The following is a 14261-nucleotide window of genomic DNA, read 5'->3' as shown; positions in this document are numbered from 1 at the left end:
TGTCGCGTTTCCCGGCATACCGTGGTGAGGCGTCAGTGCGGCGGACGCTGAGCGCTACGCGTCCAGGGTCTCCACGTCGACCTCGTAGGCGCCCTGCACGATGAACTCCTTGCGCGGGGCGACGTCGGAGCCCATCAGCAGCTCGAAGACCTGGCTGGCCTCGTCGACGTCGTCGATGGTCAGCTTGCGCAGGGTCCGGTGGCGCGGGTCCATCGTGGTCTCGGCCAGCTGGTCGGCGTCCATCTCGCCGAGGCCCTTGTAGCGCTGGACCGGATCCTTCCAGCGCAGGTTCTTCTTCTTCAGCTCCGCCAGCTTCCGCTGCAGCTCGTCGTCGGAGTAGGTGTAGATGTACTTGTCCATCCCCTTCTTCGGGTTGGACAGCTCGATGCGGTGCAGCGGCGGGACGGCGGAGTAGAGCCGGCCGTCGCGCACCAGCTCGGGCATGTACTTGAAGAACAGCGTCGCGAGCAGGCAGCGGATGTGGGCGCCGTCGGAGTCGGCGTCGGCCATCAGGATGATGCGGCCGTAGCGGGCGGCCTCGAGGTCGAAGGTACGCCCCGACCCGGCGCCGACGACCTGGATGATCGAGGCGCACTCGGCGTTCTTCAGCATGTCGCCGACGGACGCCTTCTGGACGTTGAGGATCTTGCCGCGAATCGGCAGCAGCGCCTGGAACTCGCTGCTGCGCGCGGCCTTCGCGGTGCCCATCGCCGAGTCGCCCTCGACGATGAAGAGCTCGGTGCGCTCGGTGTCGGTGCTGCGGCAGTCGAACAGCTTCGCCGGCAGCGCTGAGGACTCCAGGGCGTTCTTGCGGCGCTGGTTCTCCTTGTGCTGGCGCGCGGCGAGGCGGGTCTTCGACGCGCCGGCCACCTTCTCCATCAGCAGCTTCGCCTGCGCCTTCTCGGCCCGCTTGGTCGAGGTCAGGAAGGCCTTCAGCTCGCCGGCCACGACCTTGCGCACCACGCTGCGTGCGGCGGGCGTGCCGAGGATCTCCTTCGTCTGGCCCTCGAACTGCGGCTCGGCCAGGCGGACGGTCACCACCGCGGTGAGGCCCTCGAGGACGTCGTCCTTGATCACGTCGGTGTCGGCGGCCTTGAGCACCTTGGCGTTGCGCATCGCGTCGTTGAAGGTCTTGGTCAGCGCCGCCTCGAAGCCACTGACGTGGGTGCCGCCCTTGGGCGTCGCGATCACGTTGACGAACGAGCGCACCTCGGTGTCGTACGCCGTGTCCCACCGCACCGCGACGTCCACGGCGAGCTCGCGCTCGACCTCCTGCGGCGTCATGTGGCCCTTGTCGTCGAGCAGCGGCACCGTCTCGGTGAAGGTGTCGGTGCCCTGCAGGCGCAGGATGTCGGTCACCGGCTCCCCGTGGGACAGGAACTCCACGAACTCCGCGATGCCGCCGTCGTGACGGAACTTCTCCTCCACGGGGGTGTCACCGCGCTGGTCGCGGATCACCAGCTCCAGGCCCGGCACGATGTACGACGTCTGGCGGGCGCGCCCGAGCAGGCCCTCCATCTCGAACCGGGCGTCCTTGGTGAAGATCTGGCGGTCCGGCCAGAACCGGATGCGGGTGCCGGTCCGTCCCTTGGCGACGCGCTTGCCCTTGCGGGTGAGCCCGGAGGTCGGCGTGAACGACGCGCTCGGCCCGTCGCCGTCGAAGACGCCCGGGACGCCGCGCTGGAAGGACATCCCCTGCTGGCTGGGCGAGCGGTCGACGTCGATGTCCATGCGCGAGGACAGCGCGTTGACGACCGACAGGCCGACGCCGTGCAGGCCTCCGGTGGCGACGTAGGAGCCGCCGCCGAACTTGCCGCCCGCGTGCAGCTTGGTCGCCACGACCTCGACGCCGGGCAGCCCGGTCTTGGGCTCCTTGTCGGTCGGGATGCCGCGGCCGTCGTCGTAGACCTCGACCGACCCGTCGTCGTGCAGCGTCACCTCGACGCGGTGCGCGACGCCGGCCAGCGCCTCGTCCACGCCGTTGTCGATGATCTCCCACAGGCAGTGCATCAGACCGCGCGTGTCCGTCGAGCCGATGTACATGCCCGGCCGCTTGCGCACCGCGTCGAGGCCCTCGAGGACGAGGAGGTGTGCTGCGTTGTAGGTGTTGTCTGCCGGTGCCGCCACGAAGGTCCTGTCGTACGTGAAATCCAGGGGAACGGGGTACTACGAACCACAGATGTGGAACGACTCGACACTACCTGCGACACGCCGCAGGGCGACGGAGGCACGCTGCCCCCGTGGCCACCCGGCGCGGACTAGCGTGGGGCGCACCACACCCAGCACCACCCAGCACCACTTGGCACAGTCGGTCTCACTTCTGCAACGGCTCGTCCACGGTTGGGGACAACGCCAGCGGGGAAGGAGATCGCGTGATTGACTGCACACGTTCTCGAGCTAGGGCCAGTGGGAATCTTTGCCCCACTGGCTACGTTGGGCCAGACACCGATGAACAGAAATGAGGCTGACGTGACCACTGCCACCGCACCCTCCCAGGCCGTCCTGACGGCCGGTGACCGCTGCGACCGCTGCGGCGCCCAGGCCTACCTCCGCGTGGAGCTCCAGACCGGCGGCGAGCTGCTCTTCTGCGCCCACCACGCACGCGAGCACGGCGAGAAGCTCCGCGAGATCGCGGCCAACGTCCACGACGAGACCCACAAGCTGGGCACTCCCGCCGCAGGCAGCGAGGCCTGAGCAAGACCCCACCCACCGACTTCCAGAACGGCCCCGGACACGCTCTCCGGGGCCGTTCTGCGTGCCACGACCTCCTCTGGGAGGCTTGCCCCGTGAGCCCCACCGAGATCCTCATCGCCGTGCTGATCGCCGTCGGCATCGCCGGCATCATCGTCCCCGTGCTGCCCGGCACCGTGCTGGTGCTCGGGGCGATCCTCGTCTGGGCGCTCGAGATCGGCACCTCGACCGCCTGGGTCGTCTTCGCCGTCGCCACCACCCTGCTCGCCGCCGGCACGGTCGTGAAGTACCTCGTCCCGGGCCGTCGGCTCAAGGCGTCCGGCGTCCCCAACCGCACGCTCCTCGTCGGTGGGGTGCTCGCGTTCGTCGGCTTCTTCGTCGTCCCGGTCGTGGGCCTGTTCCTGGGCTTCGTGCTCGGGATCTACCTCGCCGAGTGTGCCCGGGTGGGTGCCGCACGGGCGTGGCCCTCGACGACCGCGGCGCTCAAGGCCGTCGGCGTCTCGATCCTCATCGAGCTGGTCGCCGCCGCACTGGCCGCGGCGACCTGGGTGGTCGGCGTGGTGGTGACCTGATGGCGGTCGTGCTCGCCCTGGCGGCCGCCTTCGCCTACGGGCTCTCGGACTTCGTCGGAGGCCTGGCCTCACGTCGTACGTCGGCGTGGCCCGTCGCCTTCGTCGGTGCCGTCGCCGCGTTCGCCGGCGCGGTCCTGCTGGCGCTGACCACCGACGGCTCCCCCACCCGTGACGACCTCCTGTGGGGTGCGCTCGCCGGCGTCGGCAGCGGCACCGGCGGCGCCTTCCTCTACCGCGGGCTCGCGGCCGGGCGGATGGGCGTCGTGGCGCCGATCTCGGCGGTGGGCGCCGCGCTGCTGCCGGTGGCCGTGGGGGTCGCGACCGGGGAGCGTCCCGAGTTCCTCGTCTGGTTCGGCATCCTGGCGGCGGTCCCCGGCATCTGGCTGGTCAGCCGGGAGCCAGGCGGCACGGGCGACGTCGCCGCCGGGATCCTCGACGGCGTCCTCGCCGGCGTCGGGTTCGGCCTGCTCTTCGCGGCGATGGGGCAGGTCCCCGAGGAGGCCGGCTTCACGCCACTGGCGGTCGCGCAGGGCGTGGCCGTGGTCGGCGTCGCCCTCACCGCAGCCGTGCTCGGCGGGCGCTGGGTGCCGTACGACGCCTCGCAGGCGTGGGGCGCGCTCGCGGGCCTGCTGGCCACGGCCGCGGCGCTCGCGTTCCTGCTCGCCACCCAGAGCGGGCTGCTCACGATCGCCTCGGTCGTGACCTCGCTCTACCCCGCGGTGACGATCGCGTTGGCCGCGCTGGTGCTGCGAGAGCGCATCCACGGCTCGCAGGGGGTCGGCCTGCTGCTGTGCGGGGTGGCCGTCGGCCTGGTGGCGGCCGCCTGACGGCTCAGGCGCTGAGTCCGGAACCCACGGGGAGGGTCCACCGGCGCCGTTGGGGCACCCAGTCGACGATCGGGTGCGAGCCGTCGGCCTGGTCGACCATCTTCACCGACACCCGCACGCTCGGGAGGCGGTCGAAGCACTCCCGGCCGATGACGGCACGGAAGACGTCGCGGCCCCATTTGGGCTGCGCGGCGTAGTCGCACCTGACGCGGTCGTCGCTGCCCCGCCACCCGTCGGCCTCGGTGAGGACGTAGTCGGTGCCGTCGCCGAGCCCGCTGCTCAGCACCAGCTCGGGACCGGGCACCTCCCGGTCCGTGTCGAGGAACACCGACACCCCTGCCGCGCTCGAGCGCATCAGCTCGGTGAAGCGCACCTTCACGAGGAGGTTCTCGTTGCCGTGCCGGGCCGTGAGGCCGGTGATGTCGGTCAACGAACCCTTGGCGTCAGCCGGGTCGTCGATCTCGAAGAACTCCGCGTGGGCCGGCGGTGAGGCCAGGGCGACCAGCGTGAGCGCGGACAGGGCGGCGAGCGAGATCCGAGTTCTCATGCCTCGAGTGTGGCACCACCCACCCCCGCGCCGTCCACCTACTTCGGGGTGCACGGCGTGCCAGAATCCGGTGATGGGGGCAAGGGCGACCACGGGCGCGGCCGGGGCGGGGCTGGCCCTGCTGCTGGCGGCCTGCACGTCGCCGGGCGCGGCTCCCGACCCGCCGGACGCCGCATCGACGACCCCCGCGGCATCCGCCACCTCCTCCCCCGGCCCGTCCGGCACGCCACCGGCGCACGCCCCCGACGAGCCGCGCCGCCTGACGATCGCCCTCGCCGGGGACGTGCACTTCGAGGGCGTGCTGCGCCAGCGCTTGCAGGACCCGCGCAGGGCGCTCGCCCCGGTCGCCGGCGCGCTCTCCGCGGCCGACCTCACCATCGTCAACCTCGAGACCTCGATCGGCAGCGGGGGCGTGCCGGAGCCGGGCAAGAGGTTCACCTTCTCCGCAGGGCCCGGTGCCCTCACCGCGCTCGCGGCTGCCGGCGTCGACGTGGCGAGCATGGCCAACAACCACGCCCTCGACTTCGGCCGCGGCCGGCTGCCGAGCACCTTCCGGGCGATCCGCGCCGCCGCGGCCGCCGAGGACCCCCTCGCCGTCGTCGGCATCGGCCGGGACGCTCAGGAGGCGTTCGCCCCCGTCGTCTCCGACGTGCGCGGCACACGCGTCGCCACGCTCGCCGCCTCGGTCGCCGACCAGGACCCGACAGCCGACCGCACGGGCCACTGGGCCGCCACCGAGGACCGGCCCGGGATCGCCGACGCGCTCGACCCGGCCCGCCTGCTGACCGGCGTACGTCGCGCCCGGGGGGTCGCTGACGTGGTGGTCGTCTATCTCCACTGGGGCGTCCAGGGCGCACGCTGCCCGAGTGCGGACCAGCGTCGGCTGGCCGCGCGTCTGGTCGCCGCAGGGGCCGACGTGGTGGCCGGCAGCCACGCCCACCAGCTCCAGGGGGACGGCCGGCTCGGTGGCGGCTACGTCGCCTACGGCCTCGGCAACCACGTCTGGTACTCCCCCGGCGACGCCGCGACGTCACGCACGGGCGTCCTGTACCTCACCGTCCGTCCCCGCACGGCCGGGGCACGGCCGCCACGCGTCGTGCGCGCCGCGTGGGCGCCGCAGCGCATCGGAGCCGACGGGTTGCCGGCGACGACCACCGCCGCGGACGCGACCGACTTCCGGGCCGACCGCGAGGCCCTGCGGGCGTGTGCGGGCCTGGCCCGGTGAGGACTCAGCGCGGCGCGAGCCACGCGAGGAGCAGCCGGCCCACCCGGCGCAGCTGGGCGCGCTCGACCACCGCGGGGACGTCCCCGGCGGAGTGGTAGCCGGCGTACGGCGTCGAGCCGAGGCGCGCGCCCGGCAAGCCGCTGCGGACGAAGGACCAGTGGTCGCTGCTGCGCTGGCCCGGGTCGGGCGCGGCCGGCACGCCGGCACGCCGGGCCGCGGCCAGGAGGCTGCGCTGCACGGGGTCGCCGTCGCCTGCCGAGCCCACGGGCACCGTCGAGCCGACGCCCACCCGGTCGAGGGAGACCATCCCCCGCACGGCCCTGCGCTCGGCCGGGCGCAGCAGGTCGACGTAGCGCCGCGAGCCGTAGTGGTGGTCGTCGTCGGTCGGTCCCCGCGGCTCCTCGGCGCCGAAGGCCACGAACACCACCGGCAGCCTCGTCCGCCTGCCCGACGCGGCCGCCGCGACCGCAAGCACGACACCGACGCCGGAGGCGTTGTCCTCCGCGCCCGGCGACTGCGGGACGGTGTCGAGGTGCGCCCCCACCACCAGGTGGGGCTCGGCGGGGTCGAAGCCGGGTGGGGTGGCGACCACGTTGACGGAGCGGCCCGCCCCCACCGGGACGCCCCACGACTCCCCCGCAGGTACGTCGATGCGCTGGCGCGCGACGTCGTACCCCTGGCGGGTGAGAGCGCGGGCCACCCAGTCCGCCGCCCGGGCGTACGCCGGACCGGTCGCCTCGCGCGGACCGACGACACCGGCGATGTGGCGCACCGCGCCCACCGCAGTGGACACGTCGAGGTCGTCGGGCAAGACCGGCCGCGGCGCCGCCTCCGGTGCATCAGGCTGCTGCTCGGTCTCGGCCGGCGGCGACGACGTCGCGCCGGGCCGCCCAGTGGGGTCCTGGGGCGGCCCAACGGGCTCGGCCGGGTCGCTCGAGCAGGCGGTGGCCAGGAGCGCGGCCGTGGCGGCGACGGCGAGGCGTCGCCGCCGCGGGGCGGTGGTGATCGGGGTGGTGATCGGGGTGGCGATCGAGGTGGTCATCGGAGACGGGCGTCGAGGTAGGCCCGCAGCATCACCTCGACCTCGGCCAGCGACGCCTCGCGGTCCTCGTGCCCGGGTGGACGGTGCGCGAGGGTGTGGCGCACGGTCTCGATGCACAGCTCGACGACCCGGCGCAGCTCGACGGGGGTCCGCTCGATGCCCGTCCCGCGCAACGCCTCGGCGAAGAGGTCGACCAGGTGCTCGCGGACCGCGTGCGCTGGTGAGTCGCGGCGGTCGGGCGACAGCTCCTCGGTGAGCCGGTAGTAGCCGGGGTGCTGCTCCTGCAGGGCGGCGGCACGGCGGAGGAGCTCGCCGAGGACGGCGTCGAGGTCGCCCACCGAGGCGATGTGGGACACGACCTCGGTGTAGGCAGGCGCCACCGCTTCGAGGTAGCGGTTCGCGAGCGCGTCGACGATCGCGGCCTTGTCCTCGAAGAAGCGGTAGAGCGCCCCGACCGAGAGCCCGGCCCGGGAGGCGATGCGCGTGGTGCTCGCCCCCGCCACACCCCGCTCGCCGATCTCCTGCTCGGCGGCGACGAGGATCCGGTCGACGGTCTCCCGCGACCGGTCCTGCTGGGGGCTGCGCCGAGTGCCGCTCACCGGACCATGATGGCCCCCGACGCGCTGCGGGCGCACGTGACGCTCCGGGCGCCGGCCAGCCAGGCGCCACGCAGGCAGGTGCCGAGCGTCCGGTGTCCCGCTGCGTTCGGGTGCCACGACTCCTGGCAGGTCTGGTAGTAGGTCTGGCAGGTGTCGGTGACGCGCTTGATGTCGAACTTGTCGTAGGGCGTGAAGCTCTGCACGTGCACGCCGCTGGGCCCGTCCATGACCCGCAGCGGTGTGGCGAGCGAGCCCGCGGGGCTGCCGGGCTGCTCGCACAGGCGGGCGCCGTCGAAGGCGCGCTGCACGTCCAGGTAGGTGATCTTCGCGCCGGGACGCTCCGCCTGCAGGGTCGTCGCGACACCTGCGACGAGGCCGCCGAGGTTCTGGCTGAACCGCTGGCCCGGGGCGAGCGAGTCGATGTCGGCGGGGCACCCGGCGGCGTACCTCTCGTCGACGAGCGCGCGGTACTTGTCGCGGGTGTCGCTGCGCCCGTCCTCGGTGCGGTACTGCTCGGCGTACGCCGGCGGGAGCGGGTTGGTGTAGTCCTGCAGGACGACGCGGTGGTCGCCGTCCGCGTCGACCTCGTCCAGCACGTCGAGCACCTGGCGCACCGCCGCGGTGGTCTCCGCGCGGGCCGCCGCGAGCTGGGTGGCGGTCGCGAAGTCCGCGTCGCTGCAGGCCCGCTCGTTGAGCTCGGCGCCGGTCACCCAGTTGGCGAAATGGATCCACACCTCCCACCACCCGGTGTAGCCGTCGGCGACGAAGCGACCCGCGCACTCGGCGGCCACGCCCCCGAAGGTGAACTGGCTGTTGTTGGAGCCGAGGCCGAGCAGGACGAGGTCGATGTCGCCGGTCTGCGCCACCGCGCGCAGCTGCGCGACCTGGGAGGCGACGGTGCGCCCCGCGGGGCGTGCGCTCGACGCGGACGTCATGTCCGCCGGCTGCGCGCCCGAGCAGGCGAGGTTGACCCGGCGGACGATCCCCGGCAGGTCGGCCACCTGGATCGAGGCGTTGGCGGAGCGGTGGCAGAAGTAGGCGTTGCTGTTGGGCGCCGACCAGCCCGGGAACCCCTGCGCCGTGCCCGACTGGTCGGTGACGGCCTGGTAGGCGCCCGCGCCCTCGCCGCTGACGAAGCTGTCGCCCATGGCCACCGCCGTCGGTGGCAGCGGGTCGGCCTGCGCGGGCGGCGCGAGCGCGGTGAGCGCACCCGCCGCGACGAGGAGCGTGCCGGCGGCTGCCGACCGATGACGAGCACTGCGTCCGAGCATGGGCCCTCCCGAGATCCATGGACGCGAATCGATCTTCGCGTTGTTGCATGGTCCGCCCGGCGGTCGCTCCCGTCAAGGGCCAGACGCAGAGCAGCGCCGTCCCCCAGCGGGGACGGCGCTGCTCGTGCGATGCCGGAGGCCGGGCTCAGTCCAGGTAGTCGCGCAGGACCTGCGACCGGCTGGGGTGACGCAGCTTCGACATGGTCTTGGACTCGATCTGGCGGATCCGCTCGCGGGTCACGCCGTAGACCTTGCCGATCTCGTCGAGCGTCTTCGGCTGGCCGTCGGTGAGGCCGAACCGCATCGACACCACGCCCGCCTCGCGCTCGGAGAGCGTGTCGAGCACGGCGTGGAGCTGCTCCTGCAGGAGCGTGAACGACACCGCGTCAGCCGGGACGATGGCCTCGGAGTCCTCGATCAGGTCACCGAACTCGGAGTCGCCGTCCTCGCCGAGCGGGGTGTGCAGCGAGATGGGCTCGCGGCCGTACTTCTGGACCTCGATGACCTTCTCGGGGGTCATGTCGAGCTCCTTGGCCAGCTCCTCCGGAGTGGGCTCGCGGCCCAGGTCCTGGAGCATCTGGCGCTGCACGCGGGCCAGCTTGTTGATGACCTCGACCATGTGCACCGGGATGCGGATGGTGCGGGCCTGGTCGGCCATCGCACGGGTGATCGCCTGGCGGATCCACCACGTGGCGTACGTCGAGAACTTGTAGCCCTTGGTGTAGTCGAACTTCTCGACCGCGCGGATCAGGCCGAGGTTGCCCTCCTGGATCAGGTCGAGGAAGAGCATGCCGCGCCCGGTGTAGCGCTTGGCGAGGGAGACGACGAGGCGGAGGTTGGCCTCGAGGAGGTGGTTCTTGGCGCGCCGGCCGTCCTCGGCGATCCACTCGTACTCCTCGAGCATCTTCGCGCTGATGCGCCCGCCCTTGGCGAGCTTCTCCTCGGAGAACAGGCCGGCCTCGATCCGCTTGGCGAGCTCGACCTCCATCTCGGCGTTGAGGAGCGGGACCTTGCCGATCTGCTTGAGGTAGTCCTTCACCGGGTCGGCGGTGGCGCCGGCCACCATGACCTGCTGCTCGGGCTCGTCGGTCTCGTCGGCCGCGGAGACGGTGAAGGCCTGCTTCTCGTCCTCCTTGATCGTCGGGTCGGCGGCGACGTCCTTCTCGAACTGGTCGTCCGGGATGTCGGGCAGGACCTTCTTGCCGTCGGGGCCGACGACCGCGTCCGCGGCGCCGAGGTCGACGACCTCGCCACCGGCAGGCTCGGCGGCGGTCTTCTTGGCCGCGGCCTTCTTGGCGGGCGCAGCCTTCTTGGCAGCCGCCTTCTTGGCCGGGGCCTCGGTCGCCGCGGCGGCCTTCTTGGCCGGCGCCTTCTTCGCGGCCGCGGACGTGCTCGAGCGCTTGCTGGTCGCGGCGACCGCGCGCAGGCTCGTGGCGTCGACCTGGACCGAGATGCCCAGGCCGCTGAGGTGCACGAGGAGTGCCTTCAGGTGCTTGGGCTCCACGCCGGCCTCGTCACTCGCGCGACGTACGTCCTCGGGGGAGACGGTGCCGGTGGGGGTGCCCCCGGCGACCAGGGCGGTGATGGAGGGGTGCGACAGCACCTCGGCGGGGAGCAACTTGCGTGCGTGTGAGGACACGAACACCTCTCGTCAAACAGCTTCGGGGCGCGGCGAGGCCCGGTGACGTCAAGAGCCGCGTCGTCATTCTGCCACGGCCTCCCACGCGACCGCGTATCCGCCCTCAGTCCGACGCGCGCGCCGCCGCCTTCGTGGCCTTCTTGAAGTCACGGACCTTCTGCAGCGACTCGGCGTCGACGACGTCGGCGACCGACCGGTGCCCCTCGAGCGCGTAGTCCCCGACGACCGCTTCCCAGCCCTCCGGGCGTACGCCGAGCTGCTTGGCGAGCAGCGCCACGAAGATCTGGGCCTTCTGCTTGCCGAACCCGGGCAGGGCCATGATCCGCTTGAGCAGGTCCTTGGCGTCGCTCGCCTCGGTCCACAGCCGCGAGGCGTCGCCGCCGTAGGTGTCCTCCACGATGCGGGCCACCTCCTGCAGCCGCGCCGCCATGGAGCCCGGGAACCGGTGGATCGCCGGCGGCGTCGAGGCCATCGCCGCGAACTCCTCGGGGTCGGCGGCCGCGATCGCGTGCGGCTCGAACGTGCCGAACCGGTCGAGCACCTTCGCCGGCCCTCGGAACGCGTGCTCCATCGGGTACTGCTGGTCGAGCATCATCCCGATCAGCAGCGCGAACGAGGAGTCGTCGAGGACCTTGTCGGCGGCCGGGTCGCCGGTGATCTGGATGCCCATGGGGGCATTGTGCCCCAGAGCTCCGCCGGGCAGCCGCCCGATCGGGTGGCTACTGGGCCTTGACGGCGAGGACCGGGCAGGGGGCGTCGAGCAGCACGCGCTGGGCGTTGCTGCCGAGGATCAGCTTGCCGACCGGCGAGCGTCGCCGCAGCCCGATGACCAGCAGCTCGGCGTTGTTGGCCTCGGCGATGCTGATGAGGTCCTCGGCCGGCTCGAACCCACGCACCAGCTGGCGGATGTCGTGCTCGACGCCGGACTCCTCGAGCGTCGCCCGGATCTTCTCCAGGTCGTCCTCGGCGGCGCGGGCCTTCGTGCCGTCGAACTCCTGGCCGCCGCGGTGGGAGTTCACCACCACGAGCCTGCTGCCGCGCAGCCTGGCCTCGTTGATGCCGGCGCTGAGGGCGGCATCGCCCTCCGGCTTGGGGACGTATCCGACGACGACGGTGCCCATGGGGTCTCCTCTCGCGGCCACAGCGTCCGTGCGGTGAGCCTGCTGGCACCGTAACGGAAACGGCGGGGGTTGGGCAGCCTGTGGAGACGCGCGTCGGCGCGCCGCGGGTGCGGCACGCTGTCCGGGTGACGCTGCAGGCCCCGATCGACCGCCGGACCCACCGGGTGCTGCGAGCCGCCGTCCTCGAGCTGGTGGAGGGCGAGCCACGCCGCCGCTTCCCCACCGTGCTGCACGCGGGTCTCCCGGGTCGCAGCGTGCGCCACGTCGAGGACCCGCCGCTCCAGGACGCCGGCCTGCGGGCCGACGTCGTGCTGTCGATGCTCCTGCGCGGCTCGGCGACGGGCGAGCGGCCGCTGCTGTGGTTGACGCGCCCGGGCGAGCTCAGCGCGCACGACGACGACCTGCGCTGGCTGGGCCCGGCGCACTGGGCCGCGTCGTCGCTCGGCCTGCCCGTCGGCCTGGTGGTGGTCACGCGCCGCGGCTGGTTCGACCCCGTGTCGGACGTACGGCGCGAGTGGAGGCGGTTGCGGCGGCGCTCAGCCGCCTGACCCGCCGGGCGATCCGGTCAGTCCCACTCGTGCACGGGTGCGTTGCTGTGCATGCGCTCGCGGTACTCGAGGAGCGTCGCGCGCAGGGCGTCGTACCGGTCCTGTCCCCCGCGCTCGTGGATCCGGTCGACGAACCAGGCGGCACCGCTGGTCTCCTTGAGGCAGCGCTGCTCGATGATGCCGAGGTAGCGGTCGCTCTCCTCGGCCGGCACGCCCCAGGAGTCGAGCCCGGCGCGGGCCATCGGGAGCAGCCGCCGCAGGACCAGCTCGGTGGCCCGCACCTGCCCGATGCCCGGCCAGTAGACCTGGGCGTCGACGCCCAGCTGGGCGGCGACGTGGAAGTTCTCCTCCGCCGCGGAGAACGACATCTGCGACCACAGCGGGCGCTCGCTCTCCGCGAGATGGCGCACCAGGCCGAACCACAGCGCGGCGTTCGCGATCGTGTCGGCGACCGTCGGCCCGGCGGCGAGGAGCCGGTTCTCCACCCGCAGGTGCGGCATGTCGTCGGCGATGTCGTAGACGGGGCGGTTCCAGCGGTAGATCGTGCCGTTGTGCAGCTTGAGCTCGTGGAGCGACGGGGTGCCGCCGTCCTCGAGCACCTGGAGCGGGTCCTCCTCGTCGGTGATGGGGAGCAGCGCCGGGAAGTAGCGCACGTTCTCCTCGAAGAGGTCGAAGACCGAGGTGATCCACCGCTCGCCGAACCACACGCGCGGGCGAACGCCTTGCGCCTTCAGCTCTTCGCTGCGGGTGTCGGTGGCCTGCTCGAACAGCGGGATGCGCGTCTCGCGCCAGAGCTCCTTGCCGAGCAGGTACGGCGAGTTGGCCGAGACCGCGACCTGGATGCCGGCGATGGCCTGGGCCGCGTTCCAGTAGGCGGCGAACTGGTCGGGCGAGGTCTGGACGTGGAACTGGGTGCTCGTGCAGGCGGCTTCGGGGACGATGGAGTCCGCCGTCGTGGTGAGCCGCTCGCGGCCGGAGATGCTGATCGTGATGTCCTCGCCCCGCGCCGCCAGGATCTGCTCGGAGAGCAGCTTGTAGCGCGGGTTGGAGCTCAGCGAGGACAGGCTCATGTGGCCCTCGGCCAGGGTCGGGAGGATGCCGATCATCACCTGGTGGGCGCCGACCTCGGCCGACTTCTCCTCGGCGTCGTTGAGCGAGCGCCGCAGGCTGGCCTCGAAGGTGGAGAGGCCGCCCTCCCTGAGCTTGGCCGGTGCGACGTTGATCTCGATGTTGAACTGCCCGAGCTCGGTCTGGAAGTCAGGGTCGGCGAGCGCCTCGAGGACCTCGGCGTTCTTGAGCGCCGGGTCCCCCGCGTCGTCGATGAGGTTGAGCTCCATCTCCAGGCCCGTCATCGGGTCGTCGGTGTCGAAGCGCGCCTCGCGCAGCATCCGGGCGAACACGTCGAGGTTGCGACGCACCTTCTCCCGGTGGCGCGTCCGGTCGGCGCGGCTGAACTCCTGCTGGTCGACCTCTTCTCCCATGTCGGCACACTAGCCACGGCGGCGAGCGCCGGGAACCGCCCGCGAGGGGGGAGCTCAGGCAGCGGGATCCGCCGTGACGTCGAGGTCGGGGCGCAGGGCCTCCCACGAGTCCGGTGGGGTCGCCGTCTCCAGCATCCCGGACACCAGCGTGGCGAGGGAGTGGCTCGGGCTCGACTCCCGGCACCGGTCGACCGCGCACCAGGCGAGGGCGCCGTCACCGGCGAGCCAGGCCGCGAACGCCAGCACCGCGGCGGGCCCCGCGACGTGGGGGACGGGCAGTCGGCGCACGGCGTCGGACCACAGGTCCACCGCCGCGCGGGCCTGCGGGCGAGCGAGCCAGGCCCACGCCTCGTCGCGGCGCTCGCCCGACGTGACGGTCAGCGCGACGCAGGCCAGCTCCTCGACGGAGAACCGCGAGCCGCCCTCGACGTGGCGGCGTGCCAGCGCGAGGAGCGCTCCGGCGGCCAGCGGGGAGGCCGTGGCGAGGGCCCGCTCCGTCACCTCGACCGCCGCGGGCTCCGCGGCCACGGTGGCGCGGAGCGCGTCGCGGCTGGGATGGGTCACCCGCCCGTCGAAGACGGCCTGGGCCGTGAACGGGTGGTCGGCCAGGACGAAGGGCACACCGCGGTAGGTGGCCAGCGGCGCGCCCGGCAGGACGGCGTACCAGTGGGAGTCGTGCACCCGCAGCACCTCGCGGA

The 14261-nt window shown here is 72.8% G+C and carries 15 protein-coding genes; 5 read left to right on the top strand and 10 right to left on the bottom strand.

Annotated features, from left to right (window positions below):
* Positions 1 to 54: 54 nt before the first annotated feature.
* Positions 55 to 2127 carry a DNA topoisomerase IV subunit B gene (locus tag Q9S36_RS44090; protein WP_311291089.1) on the bottom strand — a complete coding sequence of 691 codons (2073 nt, stop codon included), beginning with the start codon at positions 2125 to 2127 and terminating at the stop codon, positions 55 to 57.
* Between the two features lie 321 nt (positions 2128 to 2448).
* Between Q9S36_RS44090 and Q9S36_RS44085 the strand changes: the two genes are divergently transcribed.
* The 3 genes from Q9S36_RS44085 to Q9S36_RS44075 all read left to right on the top strand — a co-directional run bounded on the left by Q9S36_RS44085 (position 2449) and on the right by Q9S36_RS44075 (position 4090).
* Complete coding sequence (locus Q9S36_RS44085) at positions 2449 to 2694, top strand: hypothetical protein (RefSeq protein WP_311291088.1); 246 nt, start codon at positions 2449 to 2451, stop codon at positions 2692 to 2694.
* 92 nt (positions 2695 to 2786) lie between these two features.
* Positions 2787 to 3263, top strand: a complete 477-nt coding sequence (locus Q9S36_RS44080; RefSeq protein ID WP_311291087.1) for a DUF456 domain-containing protein — start codon at positions 2787 to 2789, stop codon at positions 3261 to 3263.
* Complete coding sequence (locus Q9S36_RS44075; protein WP_311291086.1) at positions 3263 to 4090, top strand: EamA family transporter; 828 nt, start codon at positions 3263 to 3265, stop codon at positions 4088 to 4090. The genes Q9S36_RS44080 and Q9S36_RS44075 overlap by 1 nt, the downstream gene beginning before the upstream one ends.
* A gap of 4 nt (positions 4091 to 4094) precedes the next feature.
* Here Q9S36_RS44075 and Q9S36_RS44070 read toward each other — a convergent pair whose 3' ends face one another.
* Entirely contained in the window at positions 4095 to 4637 is a 543-nt protein-coding gene (locus tag Q9S36_RS44070) for a hypothetical protein (RefSeq protein WP_311291085.1), read from the bottom strand.
* 73 nt (positions 4638 to 4710) lie between these two features.
* Between Q9S36_RS44070 and Q9S36_RS44065 the strand changes: the two genes are divergently transcribed.
* Positions 4711 to 5862, top strand: coding sequence for a CapA family protein (locus tag Q9S36_RS44065; RefSeq protein ID WP_311291084.1), 1152 nt, complete (start codon positions 4711 to 4713; stop codon positions 5860 to 5862).
* Positions 5863 to 5866: 4 nt separating this feature from the next.
* Here Q9S36_RS44065 and Q9S36_RS44060 read toward each other — a convergent pair whose 3' ends face one another.
* From Q9S36_RS44060 to Q9S36_RS44035, 6 genes are all read right to left on the bottom strand, one after another.
* Positions 5867 to 6904: a M28 family peptidase gene (locus tag Q9S36_RS44060; protein ID WP_311291083.1), complete on the bottom strand. Its 1038-nt coding sequence runs from the start codon at positions 6902 to 6904 to the stop codon at positions 5867 to 5869.
* Entirely contained in the window at positions 6901 to 7503 is a 603-nt protein-coding gene (locus Q9S36_RS44055; RefSeq protein ID WP_311291082.1) for a TetR/AcrR family transcriptional regulator, read from the bottom strand. The genes Q9S36_RS44060 and Q9S36_RS44055 overlap by 4 nt, the downstream gene beginning before the upstream one ends.
* Positions 7500 to 8774, bottom strand: a complete 1275-nt coding sequence (locus Q9S36_RS44050; protein WP_311291081.1) for a hypothetical protein — start codon at positions 8772 to 8774, stop codon at positions 7500 to 7502. Before Q9S36_RS44050 ends, Q9S36_RS44055 begins: the two co-directional genes overlap by 4 nt.
* Before the next feature lie 145 nt (positions 8775 to 8919).
* On the bottom strand, positions 8920 to 10413 hold the full coding sequence (locus Q9S36_RS44045; RefSeq protein ID WP_311291080.1) for an RNA polymerase sigma factor: 1494 nt from the start codon (positions 10411 to 10413) through the stop codon (positions 8920 to 8922).
* A 103-nt stretch (positions 10414 to 10516) separates the two neighbouring features.
* Complete coding sequence (locus tag Q9S36_RS44040) at positions 10517 to 11083, bottom strand: HhH-GPD-type base excision DNA repair protein (protein WP_311291079.1); 567 nt, start codon at positions 11081 to 11083, stop codon at positions 10517 to 10519.
* A gap of 49 nt (positions 11084 to 11132) precedes the next feature.
* Complete coding sequence (locus tag Q9S36_RS44035) at positions 11133 to 11534, bottom strand: universal stress protein (protein WP_311291078.1); 402 nt, start codon at positions 11532 to 11534, stop codon at positions 11133 to 11135.
* 125 nt (positions 11535 to 11659) lie between these two features.
* On the opposite strand from Q9S36_RS44035, the gene Q9S36_RS44030 reads away from it, so the two are divergent.
* The gene (locus Q9S36_RS44030; protein ID WP_311291077.1) at positions 11660 to 12082 is read left to right on the top strand and encodes a hypothetical protein; all 423 of its coding nucleotides are present in this window, start codon (positions 11660 to 11662) and stop codon (positions 12080 to 12082) included.
* A gap of 17 nt (positions 12083 to 12099) precedes the next feature.
* Here Q9S36_RS44030 and Q9S36_RS44025 read toward each other — a convergent pair whose 3' ends face one another.
* Entirely contained in the window at positions 12100 to 13563 is a 1464-nt protein-coding gene (locus tag Q9S36_RS44025; protein WP_311291076.1) for a glutamate--cysteine ligase, read from the bottom strand.
* 54 nt (positions 13564 to 13617) lie between these two features.
* The coding region (locus Q9S36_RS44020; RefSeq protein WP_311291075.1) for a DUF4192 domain-containing protein at positions 13618 to 14261 on the bottom strand (644 nt) is incomplete at its 5' end.

The sequence above is a fragment of the Microbacterium sp. ARD31 genome (assembly GCF_031844425.1).
This window is presented reverse-complemented; position numbering and strand designations above follow the sequence as displayed.